This is a genomic window from Halomonas borealis (assembly GCF_004798905.1).
In the GTDB taxonomy this organism is placed as follows: domain Bacteria; phylum Pseudomonadota; class Gammaproteobacteria; order Pseudomonadales; family Halomonadaceae; genus Halomonas; species Halomonas borealis.
In genome coordinates this window covers 146,642-172,404 of sequence record NZ_SDMO01000004.1, presented here as the reverse complement: position 1 = coordinate 172,404, position 25,763 = coordinate 146,642, and the positions used below count along the sequence as shown (strand labels likewise).

Genomic DNA, 25,763 nt, shown 5'->3' with positions numbered 1-25,763 from the left:
TGTTCGGGTCCGTCAGGCGTCCAGGGCCTGACGCATGTCGCCGAGCACGGCCTCCAGTTCGGCGGCAACCGCCTCGGGGCGCGCGGCATTCTCGGCGATGCGCGAGACCAGGGCACTGCCGACGATCACTCCATCGGCCACCCGGCCGACTTCGGCGGCCGATGCCCCGTCACGAATGCCGAAGCCCACACACAGCGGCAGTTCGGTCATCTCGCGCAGCGGTGCCAGGTGATCGGCGACGTCCGCGGCGTCGACGCTGGCGCCCCCCGTGACGCCCTTGAGCGAGACATAATAGAGATAGCCCTCGCCATGGGCACATATTGTAGCGGCCCGGGCACGGGGAGTGGTAGGGGCCACCAGGAAGATCGAGGCCAGGCCTCGCTCCTTGAGCACCGGCCCCATCAGGTCGGCCTCTTCCGGCGGCATGTCGACGAGCAATACGCCGTCGATGCCGGCGTCCTTGGCCGCGTCGGCGAAGGGCTCAAGCCCCATCCGCTCGACCGGGTTGAGATAGCCCATCAGCACCACCGGAGTCTCGGCGTCGTCACGGCGGAACTCGCGCACCATCTCGATCAGGTCGGACAGGCGCACGCCATGCTGGAGGGCCCGCTCGCAGGCCTTCTGGATCACCGGCCCGTCGGCCATGGGGTCGGAGAACGGCACGCCCAGCTCGATGACATCGGCGCCGGCGCGCACCAGGGCGTGCATGTAGCCCACGGTGTACTGCGGCGCCGGATCGCCGGCGGTGATGTAGGGGATCAGCGCGCGGCGCCCCTGTTCCTTGAGCGAGGCGAAGCGTTGGTCGATACGATTCATCTGAGTCCCCTAGAGTTCGATGCCGTCGAGCTTGGCGACCGTCAGGATATCCTTGTCGCCGCGTCCGGAGAGGTTGACCACGATATGCTGGTCGGGCCGCATCTGCGGCGCCAGCACCTTGGCATGCGCCAGGGCGTGGGCCGACTCGAGCGCCGGCATGATGCCCTCGACATGGGTCAGCTCGCGGAAGGCCTCGAGCACCGCGTCGTCGTCGGCGGTCACATAGCTGACCCGCCCGACGTCCTTCCACAGCGCGTGCTCGGGCCCCACGCCGGGATAGTCCAGCCCCGCGGAGATCGAGTGGGTGTCGCTGACCTGGCCGCCCTCGTCGGACATCAGGTAGGTACGGTTGCCATGCAGCACGCCCCGCGGCGCCCCGGATGCCAGGGGGGCGGCGTGACGGCCGGTGGCCACCCCGTCGCCACCGGCCTCGACGCCGAACATGGCCACCTCGTCGTCTTCGACGAAGGGATAGAACAGGCCCATGGCGTTGGAACCGCCCCCCACGCAGGCGATCAACGCATCGGGCAGGCGACCGAACTCCTCCACCGCCTGACGACGCGCCTCGCGGCCGACCACGGCATTGAAGTCGCGGACCAGCTGCGGATAGGGATGCGGCCCGGCCACGGTCCCGATGATGTAGAAGGTGTGATCGACATTGGTGACCCAGTCGCGCAACGCCTCGTTCATGGCATCCTTGAGGGTGCGAGTGCCGGATTCCACGGGAATCACGTTGGCGCCCAGCAGGCGCATGCGATAGACATTGAGCTTCTGGCGCTCGACGTCCTCGGCGCCCATGTAGACGTCGCATTCGAGCCCCAGACGCGCCGCCACGGTGGCGGTGGCCACACCATGCTGACCGGCACCGGTCTCGGCGATCACCCGCGGCTTGCCGCTCTTCTTGGCCAGCAGCGCCTGACCGATGGTGTTGTTCACCTTGTGGGCGCCGGTGTGATTCAGGTCCTCGCGCTTGAGCCAGATCTGCGCGCCACCGAGCCGCGTCGACCACCGTTCGGCATGATAGAGCGGTGACGGCCGACCCACGTAATGGGCCAGGTCATGGTCGAATTCCGCCTGGAAGTCCGGATCGTCACGCAGCTGGGCGTAGGTCGCCTCCAGGTCTTCCAGGGCGAAGCTCAGGGTCTCCGAGACGAACCGGCCGCCATAGGGGCCGAAATGGCCGCGGGCATCCGGCAGTCGGGTCAGGTCGCTGAACTTGCTCACAAAGACACCTCACAGGGTCGCCAGTAGGGGTTGTCGGGGGGATTCGTCGGGATCATGAGCCTGCGGCATCGCCGCGCTGTACCGCCCGGAGGAAGTCGGCCATCGGCGCCTCGCCCTTGATCCCCGGTGCGCTCTCGATGCCGCCGGAAACATCCACCGCGAAGGGCCGCACCGCCACGATGGCCGCCGCCACATTGGCCGGCGTCAGGCCTCCGGCGAGAATAACAGGTTTTGCCAGGCACGCGGGAATGCGCGACCAGTCGAAGGTCTCGCCGGTGCCGCCCGGCATCCCCGGGCGATAGGCGTCGAGCAACAGCGCCCGGGCGCCGGCATAGCGGCCGGCCGCCACGGGGAGATCCAGGTCATCATGCATGCGCAAGGCCTTGATCCAGGGCGCCGGAGCGGCCTGACAGAACGCCGGCGCCTCCTCGCCGTGGAACTGCAGCAGATCCAGATGCTCGGCGGCCTTCGCCACCAGCGCGGCATCGGGGTCGACGAACAGCCCGACCCGTGTCACGAAGGCCGGCACCCGGGCCGTCAGCATCGCCAGGCGCTCGAGGTCTATGGCCCGCTTGCTGCCGGGCCAGAGCACGAACCCCAGAGCATCGGCGCCCGCCGCCACGGCCTTGTCGACATCCTCGGGGCGCGTCAGGCCGCAGAACTTGACCCGAGTGCGGCCGTGGGCCTGCCCATGCTCAAGCATCCCCGTTCTCCTGTTCAGTCATCGTCATCGACCGCCCCGGGGCTCGAGGCCTGCGCGGCAATCTCCGCGTCGCGGGCGGAGGCAAAGGCCAGGCCTTCCGCGCGCGTCCTGCCACGCAGCAGCTCGGGACGAATGGCCGGCAAGGCGCGCTCTCCCGCCCACTCGCCCAGGAAGGCCAGCAGGTTGGGACCCAGGGGCTCGCTGGGAAGCTCCCAGGCGGGGTCATAGACCGAGTCGACGAAATGCAGGCCATGGGCTGGCGCGGTGATATCGCCGAGCGCACGGTTCTGCAGCGCCAGCAGACGCGCCAGATAGTCGGCGCCCTCCTCACCGCGCCCGACCCGCATCAGGGCCCCGGCGATATTGCGAATCATGTGGTGCAAGAAGGCATTGCCCTGCACATCGAGCACCACATACGGGCCATGACGCTGCACCTCGACGAAGTGCAGGTGCCGCCAGGGGCTCCTCGACTGGCAGCCGGCGGCGCGGAAACTGGAGAAGTCGTGCTCGCCCACCAGCACCTGAGCGGCCTCATGCATGGCCTCGGCATTCAGCGGGTCGCGACACCAGATCACGTTGGCTCGCTCCAGCACCGGCCGCGTGGTCTGGTTGAGCCAGATGTAACGATAACGGCGCGCCTGGGCCATGAAACGCGCATGGAAGGCACGGTCCACCGGCTTGACCCAACGGATGGCGATGTCGCTCGGCAGGTTGGCATTGCCGCCGAATACCCAGGCTTTCGCCGAGCGCGGCGACGGCGGGTCGAAGTGCACGACCTGCCGGGTCGCATGCACCCCGGAATCGGTGCGCCCACTGGCATGCAAGTCGACCGGCGCGCTGGCCACCTTCGACAAGGCTTTCTCGAGCGAGCCCTGAATGGAAGGCGAATGCTTGAGGCGTTGCCAGCCACAGTACCGGCTGCCGTCGTACTCCACGGACATGGCCAGGCGTCCGCTCAGGGGCTGTGTTTCGTCGAGGCGTTGGAAAAAACTCATGGCGCAATCATGTCATCGGCTCGCGGTGCCGTCCGGCGCTTGCCGGCGGAGAAAAGAGGGTCACATTATCCCTGCCGGACTCGCCGAACGCCAGCCGGCGCGCACGCGAAGCCGAACCACCGACGAGTACGCAAAAAAGCGGGGGCGCCTCGATCAAGGCGCCCCCGGGCATGCACGACCTACCGCGTCGTCTTGCGCGCGTCGTTTACTGCTCGCGCAGGATCTTGAGCATGCGCTTCAGCGGCTCGGCCGCCCCCCACAACAGCTGGTCGCCGACGCCGAAGGCCGAGAGATATTCGCCGCCCATGGCCATCTTGCGTAGACGGCCCACCGGCACGTCCAGGGTGCCGGTCGCGGCGGCCGGCGTCAGGCCGTCGATGGTGGCATCCTTGTCGTTGGGAATCAGCTTGACCCAGTCGTTATGGTTGGCGATGCGGTCCTCGATCTCGTCGAGCGGCACGTCCTGGCGCAGCTTGATGGTGAACGCCTGGCTGTGAGAGCGCATGGCACCGATACGCACGCAGAGGCCATCGATGGGCACCGGATTGTCCTGCAGGCCGAGGATCTTGTTGGACTCGACGTTACCCTTCCATTCCTCGCGGCTCTGGCCGTTGTCGAGCTTGGAGTCGATCCACGGCAACAGGCTGCCGGCCAGGGGCGCACCGAAGTTGTCGGTCGGGAAATCGCCGCTACGCATGGCCGCGGTAACCTTGCGATCGACCTCAAGGATGGCGCTGGCGGGGTCGGCGAGCTCATCGGCCACGCTGTCACGCAGGCCGCCCATCTGGTTGAGCAGCTCGCGCATGTGCTTGGCACCGGAGCCGGACGCCGCCTGGTAGGTCATGGAGGTCATCCACTCGACCATGTTGGCCTCGAACAGCCCGCCCAGGCCCATCAGCATCAGGCTGACGGTGCAGTTGCCGCCGACGAAGGTCTTGGCGCCGCGCGCCAGCTGCGCGTCGATCACCTTGCGGTTGACCGGGTCCAGCACGATGGTGGCGTCATCGGCCATGCGCAGGGTGCTGGCAGCGTCGATCCAGTAACCCTTCCAGCCACCGCCACGCAGGTCTTCATAGACCTTCTTGGTGTAGTCCCCGCCCTGGCAGGTGATCACCACGTCGAGCGCCTTGAGCGTCTCAAGGTCGAAGGCATCCTTCAGCGGAGGCACGTCCACACCGACATCGGGGCCGGGCTGGCCGACCTGAGAGGTGGTGAAGAAGATCGGTTCGATGCCGTTGAAATCGCCATCTTCCACCATGCGCTGCATGAGCACGGAACCGACCATGCCACGCCATCCGACGAAACCGACTTTCAACATGTGAAGTCCTCCACAAAGAATTTGACCCGTTAGTCTACAGAAAAAAGCATGGCCTAACAGCGAGCGCCCCTGTGTCGCGATCACGATGCGAAATGACAGGAAAGTATAGCGTTCCTGCGACCCTAGTGTAGCAACGTCGCCGGAAAGGCATCATCTCCGAACGCCTAGAGCGCCTCGAAGGCGGCCAGCACGGCGTCGCCCATTTCGACGGTCGACACCTGGGCCTCTCCCCCGGCGGCGATATCGGCGGTACGCAGGCCGTCGTCGAGCACCTTGCCCACCGCGGCCTCGATGCGCTCGGCCAGCGCGGACTCGCCCAGCGAATAACGCAGCATCATCGCCACCGAGAGGATGGTCGCCAGCGGGTTGGCCAGCCCCTGCCCGGCGATATCCGGAGCGCTGCCGTGGCAGGGCTCGTACATGCCCTGGCCGGACTCGTTGAGCGAGGCCGACGGCAGCATACCGATCGAGCCGGTCAACATGGCTGCGGCGTCGGAGAGGATGTCGCCGAACATGTTGCCGGTGACCACCACATCGAACTGCTTGGGCGCGCGAACCAGCTGCATGGCGGCGTTGTCGACGTACATGTGCGATAACTCGACGTCCGGGTATTCCGGCGCCAGCCGCTCCATGACCTCGCGCCACAGCATGGTCACTTCCAGCACATTGGCCTTGTCGACGGAGCACAGCTTGCCACCACGCTTCTGCGCCATCTCGAAGGCCACGCGACCGATGCGCTCTATCTCGGCCTCGGAGTAGACGTAGGTGTTGTAGCCGACCCGCTGGCCATCGCGCTCCTCGATGCCCCGCGGCTGGCCGAAGTAGATGCCGCCGGTGAGCTCGCGCACGATCATGATATCCAGGCCGGCAACCAGCTCGGGCTTGAGGCTCGAGGCCTCGGCCAGCTGCGGATAGAGCAGCGCGGGGCGCAGGTTACCGAACAGGCCGAGCTCCTTGCGCAGGCCCAGCAGGCCCTTCTCGGGGCGCTTGCCGATGTCCTCGAGCTTGTCCCACTTGGGGCCACCCACGGCGCCCAGCAGCACGGCATCGGCGGCTCTGGCCTTGGCCAGGGTGCTGTCCGGCAACGGCGAGCCCTCGAGGTCATAGGCGGTGCCGCCGACCGGCGCCTGCTCGACTTCGACATCCAGGCCACGAACCTGGCAGGCGGCCAGTACCCGGCCGGCCTGGGCGGTGATTTCCGGGCCGATGCCGTCGCCCGGGAGAACCAGAATCTTGCGTGTCATCGTGTCTTCCTTGCTGGGAAAGGCGGAGCTGACTCGGGCGCAGGCCATCGAGGAGGCGCTGTGAACCCATCCCTGGGCGCTACCGGCGCCATCCCTGGCGCAGGACCTCCGCTCTGGCCCGCCTCCGACGCTCCGCTGTCATATCACTGAGAAGCCGGCCATGCTCGATACTGGCCGCTGAAACGCAGCGAGCCTCTTGCCGATTCAAGCTTCTCGGAACAGCCAGGGCCGGGCCTCACGGTGCTGCTGCTCGAAGGCGCGGATGGCGTCCTCGTTCTGCAGGGTGATGCCGATGTCATCGAGCCCTTCGAGCAGGCAATGCTTGCGGAAGGCATCGATCTCGAACCCAAGGATCTCGCCGGACGGCGTGATGACACGCTGCTCGGCGAGGTCCACCTCGAGCCGGTATCCCTCGGCGGCCTCGACCTCGGCGAACAGGCGGTCGACGACGACTTCGGGCAGCGTGATCAGCAGGATGCCGTTCTTGAAGGCGTTATTGTAGAAGATGTCGGCGAAGCTCGGCGCGATCACCACCCGGAAGCCGAAGTCGGCCAGCGCCCAAGGCGCATGCTCGCGGGAGCTGCCGCAGCCGAAGTTGTGGCGCGCCAGCAGTACGCCGGCGCCCTGATAGCGTGGCCGGTTGAGCACGAAATCAGGGTTGAGCGGACGCTGCGAGCAGTCCTGGCCCGGCTGCCCCTCGTCGAGGTAGCGCAGCTCGTCGAACAGGTTGACGCCGAAGCCGGTGCGCTGGATCGACTTCAAGAACTGCTTGGGGATGATCAGGTCGGTGTCGACATTGGCGCGATCCAGCGGTGCGACCAGGCCGTCGAGGCGTTCGAATTTCTGCATGGCTCAGGCCTCCTGCTGCGGGATGGCGTCGTGGGCGGGGCTGTCGCCCCCGAGGGCGCGCACATCGACGAAGTGGCCGGCGATGGCGGCAGCGGCGGCCATCGCCGGGCTCACCAGATGGGTACGCCCGCCATAGCCCTGGCGGCCCTCGAAGTTGCGGTTGGAGGTCGAGGCGCAGTGCTCGCCGGCACCCAGCTTGTCGGCGTTCATCGCCAGGCACATGGAGCAGCCCGGCTCGCGCCATTCGAAACCGGCCGCACGGAAGATCGCATCGAGGCCCTCCGCCTCCGCCTGCTGCTTCACCAGGCCCGAGCCCGGCACCACCATGGCCAGCTGGATGGAGTCGGCGACCGTCTTGCCGCGAGCCACCTTGGCGGCCTCACGCAGATCCTCGATGCGCGAGTTGGTGCACGAGCCGATGAACACCTTGTCGAGGCGGATATCGGTGATCTTCTGCTTCGGCGCCAGGCCCATGTAGTCGAGCGCGCGGATGATCCCCGTGCGCGCCGTCTCGTCGGCGGCCTCGGCCGGGTCCGGCACCTCGCCGCCGATGCCGGTGACCATCTCGGGACTGGTGCCCCAGCTGACCTGCGGCTCGATCGCCGCGGCGTCCAGGGTCACTACCTTGTCGAAGGCGGCATCGTCGTCGGAGACCAGGTGGCGCCAGTCGGCTACGGCGGCCGCCCACTGCTCGGCGGAAGGCGCATAGTGACGGCCTTTGAGATAGTCGATGGTGGTGTCGTCCACGGCGATCAGGCCGACCCGGGCGCCGGCCTCGATGGCCATGTTGCAGACCGTCATGCGGCCTTCCATGGACAGCGACTGGATGGCGCTACCGGCGAACTCGATGGCATAGCCGGTGCCACCGGCGGTGCCGATCTCGCCGATGATCGCCAGCACGATGTCCTTGGCGGTGACGCCGGCGCCGAGCACACCTTCCACGCGCACCTGCATGTTCTGCATCTTCTGGGCCAGCAGACACTGGGTGGCCAGCACGTGCTCGACCTCGGAGGTGCCGATGCCGTGAGCCAGCGCCGCGAAGGCGCCATGGGTGGCGGTATGCGAGTCGCCGCAGACCACGGTCATGCCCGGCAGGGTCGCGCCCTGTTCCGGCCCGACCACATGCACGATGCCCTGGCGCGGGTCGTTGATGCGAAACTCCTCGATGCCGAACTCGTGGCAGTTGTCGTCGAGGGTCTGGACCTGGATCAGCGATACCGGGTCGGCGATCCCCGCATTACCGGCGGCGCGCTCCTTGAGGGTGGTCGGCACGTTGTGGTCTGGGGTCGCCAGGTTGGCATCGATCCGCCACGGCCGGCGGTTCGCCAGGCGCAGACCCTCGAAGGCCTGGGGCGAGGTCACCTCGTGGAGCAGCTGGCGATCGATGTAGATCAGGGCGGTGCCGTCGTCGCGTTCCTTCACCAGATGTTGCGACCACAGCTTGTCGTAGAGGGTCTGGCCTGCCATCTCGTTCTCCCGGGCGCGAGCGCCCTGTGCGTGTCCGGTCGGTCTGTTCATCTTTTGGCGCTTGGCGCTTGGCGCTTGGCGCTTGGCGCTTTTGCGATGAGTGTCACGCGGCGCGCACATAAAAGCAATTCATGTTATTTATCCAAAGGATTCCATTAAGGAATGCGAAACAGCCCCAGGAGATCGCATGGACACCCAGAGCCTGCAGGCCTTCCTCGCCGTGGCCGACGGCGGCAGCTTCTCGCGGGCCGGCGAACAGCTGCACCTCACTCAGCCGGCCGTGAGCAAGCGCATCGCCGCGTTGGAAGACCAGGTCGGCACCCGGCTGTTCGACCGCATCGGCCGCCGGGTCACGCTGACCGAGGCCGGCCGACTGCTCTTGCCCCGCGCCCGCCAGATCCTGGTCATGGTCGACGACAGCCGCCGCGCGCTCGGTAACCTGGATGGCCGCGTCGCCGGTAGCCTGACGCTGTCCACCAGCCATCACATCGGCCTGCACCGGCTGCCACCGCTGCTCAAGGACTACACCGCCCAGCACCCCGAGGTGCGCCTCGACCTGCGCTTCCAGGACTCCGAACAGGCCTACCAGGGCGTGCTCGATGGCGAGCTGGAGATCGCCGTGGCCACCCTGGCCCCGCACCCCGACGCCCAGCTTCAGGCCGTTCCGGTATGGATCGACCGGCTGCGCTTCGTCTGCGCGCCCGACCACCCCCTGGCCGCACGAGGCCCGCTGGCGCTGGCCGAGCTGTGTGATGTTGATGCCGTGCTACCGGGGCCGTTGACCTTCACCCGCGGCCTGATCGAGGCGCGCTTCGCCGCCGCCGGCCTGCGACTGCCGGCGACGCTTTCCACCAATTACCTGGAGACGCTCAAGATGATGACCGCCATCGGACTGGGCTGGAGCCTGCTGCCGGAACGCCTGGTGGACGACGAGCTGCACGTGCTCGAGGTCGACCACCCGCCGATCCAGCGCCCGCTTGGTTACCTGGTGCATCGCAACCGCACGCTGTCCAATGCCGCCCGCTCGATGCTGGAAAAGCTGGATCAAGCCCAGGAGGATCGCGCCAGACAATGGCTCAAGCAATGACGTCTAATATCAATCAACAAACGCAAGAGAGGCGCAAAAAATGCGGCTAATATGATTTTAAACGACATTGATACGCCGCTTAAAATCAAAATAATTATATAGCCATGTCGTTAAATATCATGCACCTCGCCATCCTCCTCCCTAAGCTCGAGCGCATCACACTCCTGCTGCTCGAGGTAATTCATGTCACAGACGCCCCAGGCTTGGGCTGCCCAGAGCCCCGAAACTGCCCTGACCCTACCCTCCCGCTACTTCTACGACCCGGCGCTATTCAACGCCGAACGCGAGCATATCTTCATGGGCGCCTGGCACTTCGGCTGCCACGTCAACGAACTCGATCAGTCCGGCGCCTTCGTGGTGCGCGATATCTTCGACCAGAGCGTGATCCTGATACGCGACCAGAAGGGCGAGCTACATGCCTTCCATAACGTCTGCCAGCACCGTGGCAATCGCCTGCTGAACGAGACCCGCGGAGTGCGCAAGGGAGTGATCCGCTGCGCTTACCATTCCTGGTGCTACGGCGCCGACGGCCGCCTCAAAGCCGCCCCGCGCAGTGACCGTATCGAGACCTTCAACGTCGACGACTACCGAATTCCTCCGGTACGCCTGCAGGTCTTCGCCGGCGGCGTCTACTTCAACTTCGATCCCGATGCCGCGGACATGCACGACCTCTTTCCCGGTGCCGAAGCGGCGATCCGCGATGCCATCCCCAACCTCGACGAGATGAACCTGATCGAGGAGGACGACGTCATCGTCCCCGCCAACTGGAAGGTGATCATGGACAACTCCATCGAGGGCTATCACTTCCAGCTCTCGGGACCCTGTCATGTCGACCTGGCGTCGCTGATCGACTTCTCCGGCTACACCCTGCGCCACCACGATAACTGGTGGACCTACGGCGCCCCGCCGAACCGCGACGCCGACGAGGCCTACGGCGTCCCCATCGGCCGGCCGGTGGAAGACGGCGACGGCTTCTTCAACATCGGCCTGTGGCCCCACAACACCTTCTATCAGTTCCCGTTCTCCCAGTGCATGGGCACCTTCATGATCATCCCGCTGGATGCCGAGCGCAGCCTCCTGCGCTTCGGCTACTACAGCGCCCACGCTCCTGACGCCCTGCCCGAGGTGACTCGTGCCAGCATTCGCTGGATGAACGAGGACCTGGGCCCGGAGGACATCGATCTCAACGTGACGGTGCAGAAGGGGCTGCGCTCGCTTGGCTACGACCAGGGTCGCTACATGATCGACGCCGAGCGCAGCAACGAGAGCGAACACCTGGTGCTGAATTTCCATCGTCTGGTCCATCGCGCCCTTCACGGCGAGCATGGAGGCCCGGCATGACGGACGAGAGGCCTTTCGCCGGCAAGCGGGTGCTGGTCACCGGCGGTGCCCGCGGGATCGGTGCTGCTACCGTGCGCCGCTTCCTCGAGGCAGGTGCGACGGTCGCCATCGGCGCCCGCCGCGCAGACTCCGTCGAGGCCCTGCAGCGCGCTCTCGGCGACCAGGCCCGGGTGGTCGCCGCGCCGGGGGGACTGTCCGACCAAGCCTCATGCGCCGCCGTGGTGGAGGCCGCGGTGACCGACCTCGGGGGGCTGGACATCCTGGTCAATGCCGCCGGCGTATTCGAGGAAGTCCCCTTCGAGGCCGTCAGCCAGGCCCATTGGGACACCACCATAGACGTCAACGCGGCAGGCACCTTCTTCACCCTGCAAGCCGCCTTGCCTTATCTGGAAGCGACCGGTGGCAACGCCGTGAACCTGGGCTCCGATGCCGGCCTGATCGGCTTCCCGCCGAGCAGCGCCTATTCGGCGGCCAAGGCGGCGGTGGTCAACCTGACCCGGGCGCTGGCCCTGGAGCTCGCCGGGCGCATCCGCGTCAACTGCGTCTGCCCCGGCAACGTGGCCACCGACATGATCGACGCCGCCGCCGAGACCAGCGGCGATCGCGAGGCCTACCTGGCGGCAGCCCGATCCCGGGCACCGATCGGCCGCATGGCCCGCCCCGAGGAAGTCGCCGACGCCATTCTCTATCTCGCCTCGCCCCGCGCCGGCTTCACTCATGGCGCCATCCTCTCGGTGGATGGCGGAGGAGTCTGCGGATTCTGACTCGCGTATCGATAACAACACTTTGAGGAGTTTCTCCATGACCCAGCACTCCCATGTCCTGCGCGCCGGCCTGCTGGCCGCCACCCTGGGCGCCACCGGCATCGCCCAGGCCGACGAGGTGCGCTTCGCCACCCCGCCCTGGCCCGGCGCCACCGTCAAGACCGAGGTCGCCAGTCAACTGCTGGAGCGCCTGGGCTACGCGACCAGCGTGAAGGAAGCCAGCACCGCCATCATCCTGGAAGCTCTGGTCGGCGGCGACATCGACGTCGACATGGCCCTGTGGCGCCCCTCCCAGGGGGCCATGCTCGATCCACGCCTGGAGAGCGGCGCACTGGTCGAGGTAGCACAAAACATCCAGGGCGCGCGTTTCAAGCTCGCCGTGCCCGGTCAAGCCTGGGAGGCCGGCGTGCACTCCATGGCCGACCTGGCCGATCACGCCGAACGCTTCAATCACAGTTTCTACGGCATCGAACCCGGCAACGTCGGCAACGAGATCATGCAGGGAGCCATCGAGAACGACGCCTACGGACTGGGCGACTGGCGGGTGGTCGGCTCCAGCGTCACCGGCATGCTCTCGCAGCTCGAGGCCAATAACGACGACGCACGCTGGACGGCCTTCCTCGCCTGGGAGCCACACTGGATGAACGTCGTCTACGACGTGCACTACCTGAAGGACCCGGAAGGCCTATGGGGGGCTGACAGCACCGTTTCCACCATCGCCAATGCCGACTTCCTCGAACGTGAGCCCAACGTCGCCGCCCTTCTCGAGCAACTGGTCGTGCCCATCGAGGTACAGAACGCCTGGGTACAGGCCTTCGGCCGCGAGGAGCGCCCCCTGGCCGAGGTCGCCGGCGAGTGGCTCGACGCCAACCCTGACCGAGTCGGCGAGTGGCTGGAGGGGATCACCACCGCCGATGGCAGCACGCCCGCCCTGAAGGCCTATACGAACGCTCAGCTGGCCGATCACTGAGTCTCAATCCCAGCGGTGTCGGGCGCTCGACGCGTCCGCCTCCCTTCTGGAGTCACGATGAATTCTCCCGCTGACTACGACTACATCATTGTCGGCGCCGGCTCGGCAGGCTGCGTGCTCGCCGACCGTCTGAGCGCCGACGGCCGCTACCGGGTGCTGCTGCTCGAGGCCGGCCCCAAGGATCACTCCTGGACCATTCACATGCCGGCGGCCATGGGCGCGGCCATCGACGGCCCGCGCTTCAACTGGCACTACTGGTCGGGCCCCGAACCCCACCTGGACGGCCGCCACATCGCCACGCCCCGAGGCAGGACTCTGGGCGGATCGTCCTCGATCAACGGCATGGTCTATATCCGCGGCCATGCCCGGGACTACGATGCCTGGGCCGAGGCCGGCTGCAAGGGCTGGGACTACGCCCAGGTGCTGCCCTACTTCAAGCGAGCCGAGGGCCACGCCCAGGGCGGCGACGACTACCACGGCGGCGACGGCCCGCTACGCGTCAGCCCGGGCCAGCCGACCGACCCGCTTTCCCGCGCCTTCCTCGAAGCCGGCGAGCAGGCCGGCTATGGCGCCAGCGCTGACGTGAACGGCTACCGCCAGGAAGGTTTCGGCCGCGTCGACCGCACCACCTGGAAGGGGCGGCGCTGGAGCACCGCCCGCGGCTACCTGGCCCGGGCCCGTCACCGCGACAACCTGACGGTGATGACCGGTGCCCTGGCCGAGAAGGTGCTGGTCGAGGGCGGTCGTGCCCGTGGCGTGGTCTATCGACGCGGCACGAACCACGTCGAGGCTCGTGCCTGCCGGGAAGTGCTGCTCGCCGGCGGCGCCATCAACAGCCCCCAGCTGCTGATGCTCTCCGGCATCGGCCCCGCGGACGAGCTCGAGCGCTGGGGCATCGACGCCACCCACCGCCTGGAAGGGGTCGGCCGGCGGCTCAGCGATCACCCGGATACGGTGGTCGCCTACCGCTGCCCCCGGCCGGTCTCCCACGCGCCCTGGACGCGGGCACCGCGCAAGTGGTGGCTGGGCATGCGCTGGTTCGCCGATCGTGGGGGGCTGGCCGGCACCAACCTGTTCGATGCCGGGGCCTTCCTCCGCTCCCGGGCCGGAGTCGAACACCCCGACCTGCAGCTGACCTTCATGTCGCTGGCCGTCGAGCCCGGCAGCGTCGAGGCCCTCAAGGATCACTCCTTCCAGGTGCATATCGACCTGATGCGTCCCACCAGCCTGGGCCGGGTACGCCTGGCGGCCCCCGACCCGACGAAGCCGCCGGAGATCGTCTTCCACTACCTGGCCACCGAGCGCGACCGGGCCGACATGCGCGCCGCGGTGCGCCTGGTCCGCGAGCTGATCGAGCAGCCGGCCTTCGACGGCCTGCGCGGCGAGGAGATCACCCCGGGGCCGGATTACCACAGCGACGAGGCCCTGGACGCCTGGGCCCGGGCCACCACCGAGACCGGCTATCACGCCGCCGGCACCTGCAAGATGGGTCCGGTGACCGATCCCGAGGCGGTGGTCGACCCCGAGCTGCGCCTCCATGGCCTGGCGGGGCTGCGCGTGGTGGACGCCTCCGTGATGCCGACCATCGTCAGCGGCAACACCAATGCCCCGACGGTGATGATCGCCGAGAAGGCCAGCGACCTGATCCTCGGCCGCCCCGCCCCGGCGCCCAGCGAGGCGCCGGTGTGGATCCACCCCGACTGGCAGCACCGGCAACGCTGAGGAGGTTCCCATGTCCGATCGCCTGTCGCTGATCCTGACCCGCCGCCGCCGGCTGGCTCCGGCCGTCGTCGAGCTGACCCTCGAGGCCGAAGGCGGCACGCCGCTGCCGCCGGCCCCGCCCGGCGCGCACCTGGAGCTCGAACTGCCGGGCGGGCTCACGCGCCACTACTCACTCCTCGACGACGGGGCCGACGGCCGTTACCGCCTGGGCGTGCTGCGCGAACCCGACTCCCGGGGTGGCTCGGCCTTCCTGGCCGACCAGGCCCCGGAGGGCCTGGCGCTCGCCGCCTCGACACCCCGGGATCGCTTCCCGCTCGACGAGGGTGGCCACCGCCAGGTGCTGATCGGCGGCGGCATCGGCATCACCCCGCTGGTGGCCATGGCCCGCCGGCTGTGCCAACTCGATACCATCCCGGAGGTGCACTACCTGGTGCGCCGGGAGGAGGACGCCGCCTTCGCCGACACGCTCGCCGCCCTGCTGCCCGAGGGTGCCCTGCACCTGCACGTCTCGGCCCGCAGCGGTCGCGTCGACCTCGCCGCGCTGGCCGGCGAGGTCGACGCCGCCACCCGGATCCACGCCTGCGGCCCCGAGGGCCTGCTCGCCGCCCTGGAGGCCGAGGCCGAGGCCGAAGCCTGGCCGGCGGGCTGCCTGCGCCTGGAGCGCTTTCGCGGCACGACACCCGATGCCACGCCCCGGGACGGCCGGTGCGAGATCGTGCTGGCGCGCAGCGGCCGGACCCTCACCCTGGCCGCCGACGAATCGCTGCTCGACGGCCTGAGCCGCGCCGGCGTCGCCCCGCCCACCCTGTGTGGCGAGGGCGCCTGCGGCACCTGCGCCTGCGGCGTGATCGAGGGCGCCGTGGAGCATCGCGACGTCCTCCAGGACGACGCCGAGAAGGCCGCCAACGACACCCTCTACGCCTGCGTCTCCCGCCCCGCGGGAGCGCGCCTGGTGCTCGATCTCTGAACGATCACACAAGACGACGACAAGGAGGCTCCATGCCCCTGACCCATGACGACTGGAAGCGCCGCGCCGCCACCCTGAAGGCCGACGGCCGCGCCTGGATCGCCGGCCGGCGCTGCCCCGCCGCGGGCGGCGCCACCCTGGACTCGATCGCCCCCATGAGCGGGGCCCCGGTCGCCGCCATCGCCGCCTGCGAGGCCACCGACGTGGAGCGTGCCGTGGCCACCGCCCGGGCGGCCTTCGTCGCCGGCGACTGGGCCCGGGCCGAGCCCGGCGAGCGCCGCCGGGTGATGCTGGCCATCGCCGCCGAGATCCGCGCCCACGCCGAGGAGCTGGCCCTGCTCGACAGCCTGGAGGCCGGCAAGTGCATCGCCGAGGCCCTCGACGACGCCGAGGAAGCCGCGGTGCTCTTCGACTGGTACGGCGAGGTGCAGGACAAGGCCTACGACCGCGTCGCGCCCTCCCCGGCCGGCGTCCAGGCCACCATCACCCACGAGCCGCTGGGCGTGGTGGGCGCCGTGGTGCCCTGGAACTATCCCCTGCATAACGCCGCGGTCAAGCTGGCCCCGGCGCTGGCCGCGGGCAACAGCCTGGTGCTCAAGCCCGCCGAGGAGTCGTCGCTGTCGGCACTGCGCCTGGCCGAGCTGTGCCAGGCGGCCGGCCTGCCGACCGGCGTGCTCAACGTGGTGCCGGGCCACGGGCACCTGGCCGGCGAGGCCCTGGGCCGCCACGACGACGTGGACGCCCTGGGCTTCACCGGCTCCACCGAGATCGGCAAGCGCTTCCTGGTGTATGCCGGCGAGTCCAACATGAAGCCGGTGTGGCTGGAGTGCGGCGGCAAGAGCCCGCTGCTGATCTTCGACGACTGCCCCGATCTGGCGGCGGCGGTGGATGCCGCGGTGGCCGGGATCTTCACCCACGCCGGCCAGGTCTGCTCGGCCCATTCGCGGCTGCTGCTCCAGGACGGCATCCACGACGCCTTCCTCGAGGCCCTGGACGCGCGCCTGACGAACCTGGTCCCCGACGACCCCCTGGATCCGGCCACCCGCCTCGGCCCCTTGGTCAGCCGCAGCCAGTTCGATAAGGTTTGCGACTATCTGGCCATCGGCCGGCGAGAAGCCACCCTGCGCCACGGCGGCGAGCCGCTGAGGGCCGCCGGCGGCGAGCTCTTCGTGGCGCCCACGGTGTTCACCGGTGTCACCCCCGAGCATCGGCTGTTCCACGAGGAGATCTTCGGCCCGGTGCTGTCGGTGAGTCGCTTCGCCGACGAGGCCGAGGGCGTGGCACTGGCCAACGACAGCCGCTACGGCCTGGCCGCCTCGCTGTGGACCGCCGACCTGGGCCGCGCCCACCGCCAGTGCGATGCCCTGCAAGCGGGCACGGTGACGGTCAACGGCGTCGACGCGGTGAGCCCCCAGACGCCCTTCGGCGGCATGAAGGAGTCGGGCATCGGCCGCGACTACGAGCTGGCCGGCATGCGCAAGTACATGGCGCTGAAGACCCGCTGGATCCACTACTGAGCGAGGAGCTCACCATGAGCGATATCCCCGAGGTCCCGGGCACGCCCCGGGAACAGCTGGCCGGCGCCCTGCGCTGGCTGGCCCGGCTGGACCTGCACGAGGCCACCGCCAACCACTGCAGCCTGGCCACCGACGAGGCCGGCGAGCGCTTCCTGATCAACCCCGCGGGCCGCCACTTCGCCGAGCTGCGCGCCAGCGACCTGCTGGAGGTCGAGGCCCGGGGCGACACGCGCCCCGCGGGCCTCGACCCCACCGCCTGGGCCATCCACGGCGCCATGCATCGACAAGGCCACGCGGTGGGCTGCATCCTGCACACCCACTCGCTCTACGCCACCGCCCTGGCGTGCCTGGCCGAGCCCGAGCTGCCGCCGGTGGAGCAGAACGCCATGCGCTTCTTCGAGCGCATGGTGGTCGACCGCGGCTTCGACGGCATGGGCCTGGACGACGAGGCCGAGCGCCTGGGCCGGCTGGCCGGCGCGGCGCCGATCCTGCTGCTGGGCAACCACGGCGTGATCGCCACCGGTGCCGATGTCGCCGGGGCCTTCGATAACCTCTATTATTTCGAGCGCGCCTGCCGCTCCTACCTGGTGGCCCGGGCCAGCGGCCTGCCGCTGGCTCCCGTGACGCCGGAGGTGGCCCGCAAGACCGCAGCCCAATGGGACGTTCATGCCCAGTCGGGCGCTCCCCAGGCCCACTTTGCGGCGCTGATGCGCCTCCTCGACAAGGAAGGCGACGACTACCGGAGCTGAGACCACGCCATGCCCGACACTCCCGCTGCCGCCTCGCCGCCGTATCGGCTCGGCATCCTGCTGCAGCCGCAGTTCTCCTTCGCCGGCCTGGGGGCATTGCTGGATCCGCTGTTCATCGTCAACTGGCTGGCCCAGGAGCCGCTCTTCGAATGGCGGCTGCTGGGCGGTGAGCCAACGATTTCGGCCTCCAACGGCGTGCCGTTGAACGTGGAAGCGGACTGGCCGGCGCCCACCGAGCTGGACGGGGTGCTGGTACTGGCGAGCTTCGAGACCAAGGTGCTCACCGGCGATCGACCTCTGGCCATGTGGCTGCGCCACTGCGCCGCCGCCGGCGCCACCCTCGGCGGCATCGAGATGGGCAGCGAGGTGCTGGCTACGGCGGGCCTGCTCGACGGACGACGGGCGGCGGTGCACTGGGACAACCTGGAGGGCTTCCGCGAGCTCTATCCCCGGGTAGACGCCGAGGGCGAACTCTACACCCTGGACGGAGATCGCCTGACCTGCGCCGGTGGCACGGCGGTGCTCGACATGATGCTGGCCTGGCTGGCCACCCGGGTCGAGGCGCCGCTGATGGAGGAACTGCGCAACCATCTGCTGGAACGCCGCCAGCGCCCGGGCGACGCCATCCAACTGGCCGCCGCACCGGAGCACCGTTCCCAAACGTCGGCCCAGATGCGTCGCGTGGTCCGGCTGATGCGCCGGGCCATCGAAGCGCCGCTGAGCAGCGCCGAGCTGGCCGAGCAGGTCGGACTCTCTGTGCGCCAGCTCGAACGGCGCTTCAAGGCCGAGCTCGGCGTCACGCCCAAGCGATACTATCTTTGGCTGCGCATCAACCGCGCCCATCGGCTGCTCCAGCAGACCGATCTCGGCGTTGCCCAGGTGGCGACCAGCGCCGGCTTCGGCTCCCTGGAACACTTTTCCCGCGCCTATCGCCGCTTCTTCGACTGCGCACCCAGTCAGGACCGCCTGCAGTCCCGTGATGCGCCGGTATTACCGCTTCGCCACCTGCCACGCCGGGATTGAGCGCAGCTTGAGGCGGCCGAGCATCTTGCTTAGGATGCTATGTTTCCATCGCCCTCCATCCGCCGCCAGCCAGGAACCCATGCCATGCCCGCCCCTCTCGCCGATGCGACCACGCCCCGGATCGGCTCCCGTCATGCCCTTGCCGGGCTGGCGATCCTTGCTGGCCTGCTCTCGCGAATCATCGGCCTGGGCGGATACCCCGCCGCCGAGGCGCTCACTGGCCCCGCGCTGTGGCTGGGCGCCGCCCTGCTGTGGCCCGACTTGCCCCGCCGCAACCGACGCCAGGCGGAACTGCTGGCCGGCCTCGGCATCGTCCTGCTGCTGATCGCGGCGCTGGGCTACGGCGCCAGCCTGGAATGGTCGAGCCTGCTGGACGGCAACACTCAGGTGGTGGCGATGCTGGTGGGGGTCAGCTTCATCGGCCTGATCGGCAACCGGCGTGGCGGTTCTCGCAGCCCCGGCGCCCCGGTCACCGGCCGGCGCGGCCTGGTCGGCACCTGGCTCGGCGTGCATCTGCTCGGCACCATCCTCAACCTGTCGACGGTGTTCATGGTCGGCGACCGCCTGGCGCGTCGCGCGCCGCTGACCACGCCCCAGTTGCTGGCCCTCAACCGGGGGCTTTCCAGCGCCGCGCTGTGGTCACCCTTCTTCGCCTCCATGGGCATCGTCATCACCCTGGCGCCGGCGATGGACTACGCCACCGTGCTGGCCCACGGCCTGCCGTTGGCGCTGTGTGCCGGGCTGGTGACGCTGGTCGAGCTGCCGCGCCGCTTCGACCTCGCTGACACCGCAGGCTTCTCGATGTCACCGCGAAGCCTGCTGCTGCCGGTGCTCATGGGCACGCTGGTGATGGTCTTTCACTTCGGGTTGACACCGGAGCTGTCGATCGTCGCCATCATCACCTTCCTGATGCCTGGCGTGGCGCTTTTGACCCACCTGCCCCGCGGCCTGCACGGGACCGCCGGCCGCCTGCGCCAGCATACCCTCACCCGGCTGCCGGCCATGCGTGGCGAGATCTCGCTGTTCCTGTGTGCGGGGCTGCTGACGGAGGGGCTCTCGACCCTGGCCGAGGCCGCCACCCCAGGAGGCTGGACGCTGTTCGAGGCCTTCGGCAGCGGCGCGGCGATCGCCAGCTTCCTGGCCATCGTGGCCAGTGCCGTGGCCGGGCTTCACCCGATCATCGGCGTCTCGGTGCTGGCCTCGGTACTCGACCTGGCAGCATCGGAACAGACGCTGTTCGCCTTCACCGCGCTGGCCGCCTGGGCGGTGGGCACCAGCGTCGGGCCGTTGTCGGGCATCAACCTGTCGTTGCAGGGCCGCTACGGCGTCAGCGGCACACTGATGATGCGCGAGAACCTGCGCTACGCCCTGATCATGGCCGCCCTGGTGGTGGCGATGATCGCCTGGCTGGCCGCGGCCTAGGCCGTCCACGACGTCAGGCCATGCGCGTAGGGAGACGCCCCCTGAGGCTCAGGGGGGCGCGGAATCAATCCAGCGGGGCACGCACGAAGTAGCGGTGGCCACACTGGTGGCAGGGCTCGAGGCGGACCACCCCGGGCAGCTCGACGATGGCATCGCAGTGCGTGCAGGCCATGCGCCCGGGCACGGCCAGCTCGCCGGCGGTGTAGTCGGCCCGCGAGGCCTCCAGGTCGTCTTCCAGGCGTGAACGCTCGACCTGGCTGCGATCGGCGATCGAGAGCAGCGACTCCACCACCCGGCGCGACAGCACCGACAGGTCGATGCCCAGCCAGTGGGCCACGCTATGCCCGCCCGCGTTGAAGTAACGCCGCATCTCCTTGAGGTCGCGATCGACCCAGGCGCGCAACAACGAGAGCTCATCACGGGTGAAGTCCTCGACATCGGCCTCGAACTCGACCGCCTCGTCGAGCTCCTGCTGCAGCGACTCCCGGTTCAGCTCGCCGGCGCCCTCCTTGAGCCGCTCCAGCACGCGTTCGTAGGCGTCCTTGAGGCGATGGTCCTGATGTGGCTGGTGCTGTTGGTCGCTCATCGGTGTTCTCCCGTCCGCATCCTGTCAGTCTCGGCGCCACGACGCCGGCACCGTAGCCGGCGCCCGTCGTGCTGGGGTATCCTTGCGCCCCTGAGGTTCTTCCATTTAGACGATACGCCGTCGGCGAATCAAGGGCTTTCCTCCGTGTATGAGGACACCCCTGACGCTAGACAAGGCCCGCGGACATGCGCAGCGCCACGCGCGTTGCTCTCGACTAGCAAGGTACCCGAAGACAGCGATGGACGCACAATACCAGCCCCAAGAAATCGAACGCGACGCCCAGCAATACTGGGAGAAGAACGCCTGTTTCAAGGCCGTGGAAGACGCCAGTCGCGAAAAATTCTACTGCCTGTCGATGTTCCCCTACCCCAGCGGCAAGCTACACATGGGGCATGTGCGCAACTACACCATCGGCGACGTGGTCTCCCGCTTCCAGCGCATGCAGGGCAAGAACGTGCTGCAGCCGATGGGCTGGGACGCCTTCGGCATGCCCGCGGAGAACGCCGCCATCAAGAACCGGGTACCGCCGGGCGAGTGGACCTACCAGAACATCGACTACATGCGTCGCCAGCTCAAGGCGCTGGGCTTCGCCTACGACTGGGATCGCGAGTTCGCCACCTGTGACAGCGACTATTACCGCTGGGAGCAGTGGTTCTTCACCAAGCTCGTCGAGCAGGGCCTGGTCTACAAGAAGATGTCCACGGTCAACTGGGACCCGGTCGACCAGACGGTGCTGGCCAACGAGCAGGTGATCGACGGCTGCGGCTGGCGCTCCGGCGCGCCGGTGGAGCGCAAGGACATCCCGCTGTGGTTCTTGAAGATCACCGACTACGCCGAGGAGCTGCTGTCGGATCTCGACCAGGTCGACTGGCCCGAGCAGGTCAAGACCATGCAGCGCAACTGGATCGGCAAGTCACGGGGCGTCGAGCTGGCCTTCGACATCGCCGACCACAGCGACAACGCCCTGGAACCACTGCGCGTCTATACCACCCGCCCCGACACCCTGCTGGGCGTGACCTACGTCGCCGTGGCCGCCGGCCACCCCCTGGCCCGAACCGCCGCCGAGGGCAACCCCGAGATGGGCGCCTTCCTCGAGGAGTGTGCCCATGGCGGCACCTCCGAGGCAGAGCTCGCCACCAAGCAAAAGAAGGGCATGGCCACCGGCTACCAAGCCGTGCATCCGCTCACCGGGCGGCGCGTACCGGTCTATGTCGCCAACTTCGTGCTCATGGAGTTCGGTACCGGCGCGGTGATGGCGGTGCCCGCCCACGACCAGCGTGACTGGGAGTTCGCCACCCAGTACGGCCTGCCCATCGAGCCGGTGATCGCCGGCGACGATGGCCAGGCCCCGAACCTGAGCGCAGGGGCCCATGACGAGCACGGCACGCTGATCAACTCCGGCGAGTTCGACGGCCTCGACTTCCAGGCCGCCTTCGATGCCATCGCCGCACGACTGGTCGAGCAGGGCCACGGCGAGGTCAAGACCAACTTCCGCCTGCGTGACTGGGGCGTGGCTCGTCAGCGTTACTGGGGCGCGCCGATTCCGGTCAAGTACGGCCCCGAAGGCCAGACCGTGCCGCTCAGCGACGACGAGCTGCCGGTGGAACTGCCCATGGAGGTCACCGTCGATGCCTCCGGCTCGCCGCTCAAGAAGATGCCCGAGTTCTCTGATCTGGGCGATGGCTGGGTGCGCGAGACCGACACCTTCGACACCTTCATGGAATCTTCCTGGTACTACGCGCGCTTCGCCTGCGCCGACAATCCGGAGGCCATGCTCGACGAACGCGCCAACCATTGGCTGCCGGTCGACCTGTACATCGGCGGCATCGAGCACGCCATCCTGCACCTGCTGTATGCGCGCTTCTTCCACAAGCTGATGCGCGATTTCGGCCTGATCGAGTCCGACGAGCCGTTCAAACGCCTGTTGACCCAAGGCATGGTGATCGCCGAGACCTTCTACCGCCCCGAAGACAACGGCGGCAAGGCCTGGTTCAACCCCGCCGATGTCAGCGTCCAGCGCGATGACAAGGGCCGGCCGCTCAGCGCCGTGCTCGAGGACGACGGTCAGCCGGTAGAAATGGGCGGCATCGAGAAGATGTCCAAGTCGAAGAACAATGGTGTCGATCCCCAGGCGATGATCGATCGCTTCGGCGCCGACACCGTGCGCCTGTTCATGATGTTCGCCGCGCCCCCCGAGCAGTCCCTCGAGTGGTCCGACTCCGGGGTCGAGGGCGCGCATCGCTTCCTCAAGCGGCTGTGGCGGCTGGTGGCCGAGCATCTCGCCGCCGGCACCCCCGGCGAGCTCGATGTCGAGGCCCTCTCCGAGCCCCAGCGCGAGCTGCGCCGCAAGACGCATGAGACCATCCATAAGGCCAGCGATGACATCGGCCGGCGCACCACCTTCAACACCGCCATCGCCGCGGTGATGGAACTCACCAACGCCCTCGGGCGCTTCGACGACACCACGCCGCTGGGCCTCGCCGTGGCCCGCGAGGCCGTCGAAGCCTGCGTGTTGCTGCTAGCCCCGATCGTACCGCATGCCTGCCACGCCCTGTGGGCTCAGCTGGGCCATGACGAACCGGCCATCGATGCCGCCTGGCCGGTCGCCGATCAAGCCGCACTGGCCCGCGACACCCTCGAGCTGGTGGTGCAGGTCAACGGCAAACTGCGCGCCCGCCTCGACGTCCCCACCGACGCCGACAAGGCGGCCATCGAGGCACAGGCCATGGCCGCCGAGAACGTCCAGCGCCACCTCGAAGGCAAGACGGTGCGCAAGGTCATCGTGGTCCCCGGCAAACTGGTCAACATCGTGGTCGGCTGAGCCGACCGGCGGCCAAGGAGAGAGCCCAATGCAACGGCGTGACTTCCTGCGCTTCACCCTGGCCGGCGTCGCCGGCCTCACCCTCGGCGGCTGCGGCTTCCGGCTACGCGGCTTCGACCAGCAGGCGCTGGACCTCGAGTCCCTGGCCATCGCGGGCGCCGACGACGCGTTCTCGCGGTTGGCCGCCCGACGGCTCGAGGCCGCGGGCGTGGCGGTCCGCGAGGCGGCGCCCAGCGTGCTCAACCTCGGCACCGAACGCGTCGAGGAGCAGCGGCTCGGTGTGCTCGAGTCCGGCAGCCAGGAACGTGAACTGACCCTGAGCGTGCCCTTCTCGGTGCAGCGCCGCGCCGACGGCGCCTACCGCCTCAACCAGCAGATCCTGGAGGTCAGCGAGCGCTTCTCGGTCAGCGACGATAACCTGCTGGTCGGCGACGAGCTGCGCGAGGCGGCCACCGAGCGGCTGCGCCGCGAGGCCGTACGCCGCCTGATGGACCGGCTGCGCGCCCTGCCCCCGACCTGAGGTCCGATGTGAAGGTCTTTCCCGACAAGCTCGACGGCGCGCTGGCCAAGTCGCTACCGAAGGTAGTGATCGTCGCCGGCGATGAACCCCTGCAACACCGCGAGGCCTGCGATGCGGTACGCGGCGCGGCGCGCCAGGCGGGCATCGAGGAGCGCGAAGTGCTTCACGTCGAGGCCAACTTCGCCTGGGGGCGACTCACCGAGGCCTCCGCCAGCCTGTCGCTGTTCGCCTCGCGCAAGCTGATCGAGCTGCGCCTGGGTAATGGCAAGCCCGGCCAGGAAGGCGCCAAGGCGCTACGCGAGTACGCCGAGGGCATGGCCGACAGCGACAACGTGCTGTTGATCGCCGCCGGCAAGCTCGACTACCGCGAGCAGAAGAGCGCCTGGTTCAAGGCCCTCGACAAGGCGGGGCTATTCGTGCCGGTGTGGCCGGTAGACGTCTCGCGCCTGCACTTCTGGCTGCGCGACCGCGCCTCGCACCACGGCCTGAACCTCGACCTCGATGCCGCGCGCCTGCTCGGCGAGCGCATCGAGGGCAACCTGCTGGCCGCCGACCAGGAACTGCAGAAACTCTCGTTGCTCTCGCCGCCGGGCGCGCGCATATCGCCCCAGCAGGTCACCGCCGGGGTGGAGGACAGCGCTCGCTTCGACGTCTTCACGCTGATGGATGCCTGTCTCAAGGGCGAGCGCGCGCGGGTCTCGCGCATCATGAGCGGGCTGCGTGGCGAAGGCGTGGAACCGCCCATCGTGCTGTGGGCGCTGTCCCGCGAGCTGCGGCTGCTGCTCTCGCTGCATCAGCACCTCGACCAGGGCCAGAGCCTGGAGCATGCCTGCAAGGCCCAGAAGCCGCCGATCTTCGACAAGCGCCGCCCCGCCTACCAGCAGGCGCTGAAACGCCTGCCCATGAAGCGCCTGCACAAGCTGCTGCTGTTCGCCCAACGCCTCGACCTGGCGATCAAGGGGGCGAGCGCGATTCCGCTGTGGGAGGGGCTTCACGACCTGGCCCTGACGCTTGCCGGTGGGCGCGGCCTGCTCGCCGAGTCGCCCGATTCGTATCGCGTCGGCTGAATCGAGGCCGCTTCCCGGCGGCCTTCATCGCCGCCGGAAGGGTGGACGCAAACGCTTGGAAATCAACGTTCCAGCGTGAAACGACCGTCACTTATCCTCTATACTGTCGACACATCGCCATCGGCATGGTGCAAGGATGCCCATGTGGAGCGACACCGAGCCGGATCATCCCGAAACACAAGGAATCACTCCATGAAGCGACTCACCCGACTCTTAAGCCCGCTCCTGATCCTCGCCCTGGTCGTCGGCAGCCTGCCGGCCATGGCCGCCGCACCGGCCGCGGGACAAGACCTGGTCGGCACCACCAGCGTCCTCGATGCCCAGACCAGCCAGCAGGATCGCGACAAGATCCGCCGCGTCCTGGCCCGCGAGGACGTGCAGCAGCAACTGTTGCTGCAAGGCGTCTCTCCCAGCGAAGTCGAAAACCGCGTGGCCGCGCTGTCCGACGCCGAAGCCAGCCAGATGGCCGATCGACTCGATCAGATGCCCGCCGGTGCCAGCGTCGTCGGCGCCCTGTTCGCGGTCTTCATCATCCTGCTGGTGACCGACATCCTGGGCCTCACCGACGTCTATCCCTTCACCCGCTAAGCC

The 25,763-nt window shown here is 68.4% G+C and carries 23 protein-coding genes; 14 read left to right on the top strand and 9 right to left on the bottom strand.

Features of this window, described 5'->3' with window-relative positions; translation table 11 throughout:
- Window positions 1-12: 12 nt before the first annotated feature.
- The 8 genes from trpA to leuC form a co-directional block, all read right to left on the bottom strand.
- On the bottom strand, window positions 13-816 hold the full coding sequence (gene trpA, locus ETC07_RS06295) for a tryptophan synthase subunit alpha (protein ID WP_136247651.1): 804 nt from the start codon (window positions 814-816) through the stop codon (window positions 13-15).
- A 9-nt stretch (window positions 817-825) separates the two neighbouring features.
- Window positions 826-2,040, bottom strand: a complete 1,215-nt coding sequence (gene trpB, locus ETC07_RS06290; protein ID WP_136247650.1) for a tryptophan synthase subunit beta — start codon at window positions 2,038-2,040, stop codon at window positions 826-828.
- A 52-nt stretch (window positions 2,041-2,092) separates the two neighbouring features.
- Entirely contained in the window at window positions 2,093-2,743 is a 651-nt protein-coding gene (locus ETC07_RS06285; RefSeq protein ID WP_136247649.1) for a phosphoribosylanthranilate isomerase, read from the bottom strand.
- A gap of 14 nt (window positions 2,744-2,757) precedes the next feature.
- The gene (gene truA / locus ETC07_RS06280; protein ID WP_136247648.1) at window positions 2,758-3,738 is read right to left on the bottom strand and encodes a tRNA pseudouridine(38-40) synthase TruA; all 981 of its coding nucleotides are present in this window, start codon (window positions 3,736-3,738) and stop codon (window positions 2,758-2,760) included.
- 205 nt (window positions 3,739-3,943) lie between these two features.
- The gene (asd, locus tag ETC07_RS06275) at window positions 3,944-5,056 is read right to left on the bottom strand and encodes an aspartate-semialdehyde dehydrogenase (protein WP_136247647.1); all 1,113 of its coding nucleotides are present in this window, start codon (window positions 5,054-5,056) and stop codon (window positions 3,944-3,946) included.
- 164 nt (window positions 5,057-5,220) lie between these two features.
- Complete coding sequence (leuB, locus tag ETC07_RS06270; protein WP_136247646.1) at window positions 5,221-6,300, bottom strand: 3-isopropylmalate dehydrogenase; 1,080 nt, start codon at window positions 6,298-6,300, stop codon at window positions 5,221-5,223.
- 204 nt (window positions 6,301-6,504) lie between these two features.
- Window positions 6,505-7,149, bottom strand: coding sequence for a 3-isopropylmalate dehydratase small subunit (gene leuD, locus ETC07_RS06265; protein ID WP_136247645.1), 645 nt, complete (start codon window positions 7,147-7,149; stop codon window positions 6,505-6,507).
- Between the two features lie 3 nt (window positions 7,150-7,152).
- Window positions 7,153-8,616 carry a 3-isopropylmalate dehydratase large subunit gene (leuC, locus tag ETC07_RS06260; protein WP_136247644.1) on the bottom strand — a complete coding sequence of 488 codons (1,464 nt, stop codon included), beginning with the start codon at window positions 8,614-8,616 and terminating at the stop codon, window positions 7,153-7,155.
- Between the two features lie 187 nt (window positions 8,617-8,803).
- On the opposite strand from leuC, the gene ETC07_RS06255 reads away from it, so the two are divergent.
- The 10 genes from ETC07_RS06255 (at window position 8,804) to ETC07_RS06210 (ending at window position 20,178) form a co-directional block, all read left to right on the top strand.
- Entirely contained in the window at window positions 8,804-9,703 is a 900-nt protein-coding gene (locus ETC07_RS06255; RefSeq protein WP_136247643.1) for a LysR family transcriptional regulator, read from the top strand.
- A 183-nt stretch (window positions 9,704-9,886) separates the two neighbouring features.
- Complete coding sequence (locus tag ETC07_RS06250; protein WP_136247642.1) at window positions 9,887-11,044, top strand: aromatic ring-hydroxylating oxygenase subunit alpha; 1,158 nt, start codon at window positions 9,887-9,889, stop codon at window positions 11,042-11,044.
- Window positions 11,041-11,808 (top strand): SDR family NAD(P)-dependent oxidoreductase, encoded by a 768-nt coding sequence (locus ETC07_RS06245; protein WP_136247641.1) that lies wholly within the window; start codon window positions 11,041-11,043, stop codon window positions 11,806-11,808. The genes ETC07_RS06250 and ETC07_RS06245 overlap by 4 nt, the downstream gene beginning before the upstream one ends.
- Window positions 11,809-11,845: 37 nt before the next feature.
- The gene (locus tag ETC07_RS06240; RefSeq protein ID WP_136247640.1) at window positions 11,846-12,778 is read left to right on the top strand and encodes an ABC transporter substrate-binding protein; all 933 of its coding nucleotides are present in this window, start codon (window positions 11,846-11,848) and stop codon (window positions 12,776-12,778) included.
- A 57-nt stretch (window positions 12,779-12,835) separates the two neighbouring features.
- Window positions 12,836-14,500, top strand: a complete 1,665-nt coding sequence (locus tag ETC07_RS06235; RefSeq protein WP_136247639.1) for a choline dehydrogenase — start codon at window positions 12,836-12,838, stop codon at window positions 14,498-14,500.
- A 10-nt stretch (window positions 14,501-14,510) separates the two neighbouring features.
- Window positions 14,511-15,467, top strand: coding sequence for a PDR/VanB family oxidoreductase (locus ETC07_RS06230; protein ID WP_136247638.1), 957 nt, complete (start codon window positions 14,511-14,513; stop codon window positions 15,465-15,467).
- 32 nt (window positions 15,468-15,499) lie between these two features.
- Complete coding sequence (locus ETC07_RS06225) at window positions 15,500-16,984, top strand: aldehyde dehydrogenase (RefSeq protein ID WP_136247637.1); 1,485 nt, start codon at window positions 15,500-15,502, stop codon at window positions 16,982-16,984.
- A gap of 14 nt (window positions 16,985-16,998) precedes the next feature.
- A complete protein-coding gene (locus ETC07_RS06220) occupies window positions 16,999-17,733 on the top strand; it encodes a class II aldolase/adducin family protein (RefSeq protein WP_136247636.1) in 735 nt (244 codons plus the stop codon).
- Between the two features lie 9 nt (window positions 17,734-17,742).
- On the top strand, window positions 17,743-18,756 hold the full coding sequence (locus ETC07_RS06215) for a GlxA family transcriptional regulator (protein ID WP_136247635.1): 1,014 nt from the start codon (window positions 17,743-17,745) through the stop codon (window positions 18,754-18,756).
- 84 nt (window positions 18,757-18,840) lie between these two features.
- Window positions 18,841-20,178: a hypothetical protein gene (locus ETC07_RS06210; RefSeq protein WP_136247634.1), complete on the top strand. Its 1,338-nt coding sequence runs from the start codon at window positions 18,841-18,843 to the stop codon at window positions 20,176-20,178.
- A 64-nt stretch (window positions 20,179-20,242) separates the two neighbouring features.
- On the opposite strand, the gene ETC07_RS06205 is transcribed toward ETC07_RS06210, so the two are convergent.
- A complete protein-coding gene (locus ETC07_RS06205; protein ID WP_136247633.1) occupies window positions 20,243-20,764 on the bottom strand; it encodes a zinc ribbon-containing protein in 522 nt (173 codons plus the stop codon).
- A 238-nt stretch (window positions 20,765-21,002) separates the two neighbouring features.
- Between ETC07_RS06205 and leuS the strand changes: the two genes are divergently transcribed.
- The 4 genes from leuS to ETC07_RS06185 all read left to right on the top strand — a co-directional run bounded on the left by leuS (window position 21,003) and on the right by ETC07_RS06185 (window position 25,760).
- Window positions 21,003-23,585, top strand: coding sequence for a leucine--tRNA ligase (gene leuS / locus ETC07_RS06200; protein ID WP_136247632.1), 2,583 nt, complete (start codon window positions 21,003-21,005; stop codon window positions 23,583-23,585).
- A 28-nt stretch (window positions 23,586-23,613) separates the two neighbouring features.
- Complete coding sequence (locus ETC07_RS06195) at window positions 23,614-24,105, top strand: LPS-assembly lipoprotein LptE (RefSeq protein WP_136247631.1); 492 nt, start codon at window positions 23,614-23,616, stop codon at window positions 24,103-24,105.
- 8 nt (window positions 24,106-24,113) lie between these two features.
- The gene (holA, locus tag ETC07_RS06190; protein WP_136247630.1) at window positions 24,114-25,172 is read left to right on the top strand and encodes a DNA polymerase III subunit delta; all 1,059 of its coding nucleotides are present in this window, start codon (window positions 24,114-24,116) and stop codon (window positions 25,170-25,172) included.
- A 192-nt stretch (window positions 25,173-25,364) separates the two neighbouring features.
- A complete protein-coding gene (locus tag ETC07_RS06185; RefSeq protein ID WP_136247629.1) occupies window positions 25,365-25,760 on the top strand; it encodes a PA2779 family protein in 396 nt (131 codons plus the stop codon).
- The last annotated feature ends 3 nt before the right edge of the window (window positions 25,761-25,763 follow it).

Coding starts and splice junctions, on each gene's coding strand:
- ETC07_RS06215 (WP_136247635.1), top strand. CDS start 17,743: ATGCCCGACACTCCCGCTGCCGCCTCGCCGCCGTATCGGCTCGGCATC.
- ETC07_RS06185 (WP_136247629.1), top strand. CDS start 25,365: ATGAAGCGACTCACCCGACTCTTAAGCCCGCTCCTGATCCTCGCCCTG.
- trpA (WP_136247651.1), bottom strand. CDS start 816: ATGAATCGTATCGACCAACGCTTCGCCTCGCTCAAGGAACAGGGGCGC.
- ETC07_RS06235 (WP_136247639.1), top strand. CDS start 12,836: ATGAATTCTCCCGCTGACTACGACTACATCATTGTCGGCGCCGGCTCG.
- leuB (WP_136247646.1), bottom strand. CDS start 6,300: ATGACACGCAAGATTCTGGTTCTCCCGGGCGACGGCATCGGCCCGGAA.
- ETC07_RS06210 (WP_136247634.1), top strand. CDS start 18,841: ATGCCCGCCCCTCTCGCCGATGCGACCACGCCCCGGATCGGCTCCCGT.
- ETC07_RS06255 (WP_136247643.1), top strand. CDS start 8,804: ATGGACACCCAGAGCCTGCAGGCCTTCCTCGCCGTGGCCGACGGCGGC.
- leuD (WP_136247645.1), bottom strand. CDS start 7,149: ATGCAGAAATTCGAACGCCTCGACGGCCTGGTCGCACCGCTGGATCGC.
- ETC07_RS06245 (WP_136247641.1), top strand. CDS start 11,041: ATGACGGACGAGAGGCCTTTCGCCGGCAAGCGGGTGCTGGTCACCGGC.
- ETC07_RS06230 (WP_136247638.1), top strand. CDS start 14,511: ATGTCCGATCGCCTGTCGCTGATCCTGACCCGCCGCCGCCGGCTGGCT.
- ETC07_RS06250 (WP_136247642.1), top strand. CDS start 9,887: ATGTCACAGACGCCCCAGGCTTGGGCTGCCCAGAGCCCCGAAACTGCC.
- leuC (WP_136247644.1), bottom strand. CDS start 8,616: ATGGCAGGCCAGACCCTCTACGACAAGCTGTGGTCGCAACATCTGGTG.
- ETC07_RS06225 (WP_136247637.1), top strand. CDS start 15,500: ATGCCCCTGACCCATGACGACTGGAAGCGCCGCGCCGCCACCCTGAAG.
- ETC07_RS06285 (WP_136247649.1), bottom strand. CDS start 2,743: ATGCTTGAGCATGGGCAGGCCCACGGCCGCACTCGGGTCAAGTTCTGC.
- ETC07_RS06220 (WP_136247636.1), top strand. CDS start 16,999: ATGAGCGATATCCCCGAGGTCCCGGGCACGCCCCGGGAACAGCTGGCC.
- leuS (WP_136247632.1), top strand. CDS start 21,003: ATGGACGCACAATACCAGCCCCAAGAAATCGAACGCGACGCCCAGCAA.
- truA (WP_136247648.1), bottom strand. CDS start 3,738: ATGAGTTTTTTCCAACGCCTCGACGAAACACAGCCCCTGAGCGGACGC.
- ETC07_RS06195 (WP_136247631.1), top strand. CDS start 23,614: ATGCAACGGCGTGACTTCCTGCGCTTCACCCTGGCCGGCGTCGCCGGC.
- asd (WP_136247647.1), bottom strand. CDS start 5,056: ATGTTGAAAGTCGGTTTCGTCGGATGGCGTGGCATGGTCGGTTCCGTG.
- ETC07_RS06240 (WP_136247640.1), top strand. CDS start 11,846: ATGACCCAGCACTCCCATGTCCTGCGCGCCGGCCTGCTGGCCGCCACC.
- ETC07_RS06205 (WP_136247633.1), bottom strand. CDS start 20,764: ATGAGCGACCAACAGCACCAGCCACATCAGGACCATCGCCTCAAGGAC.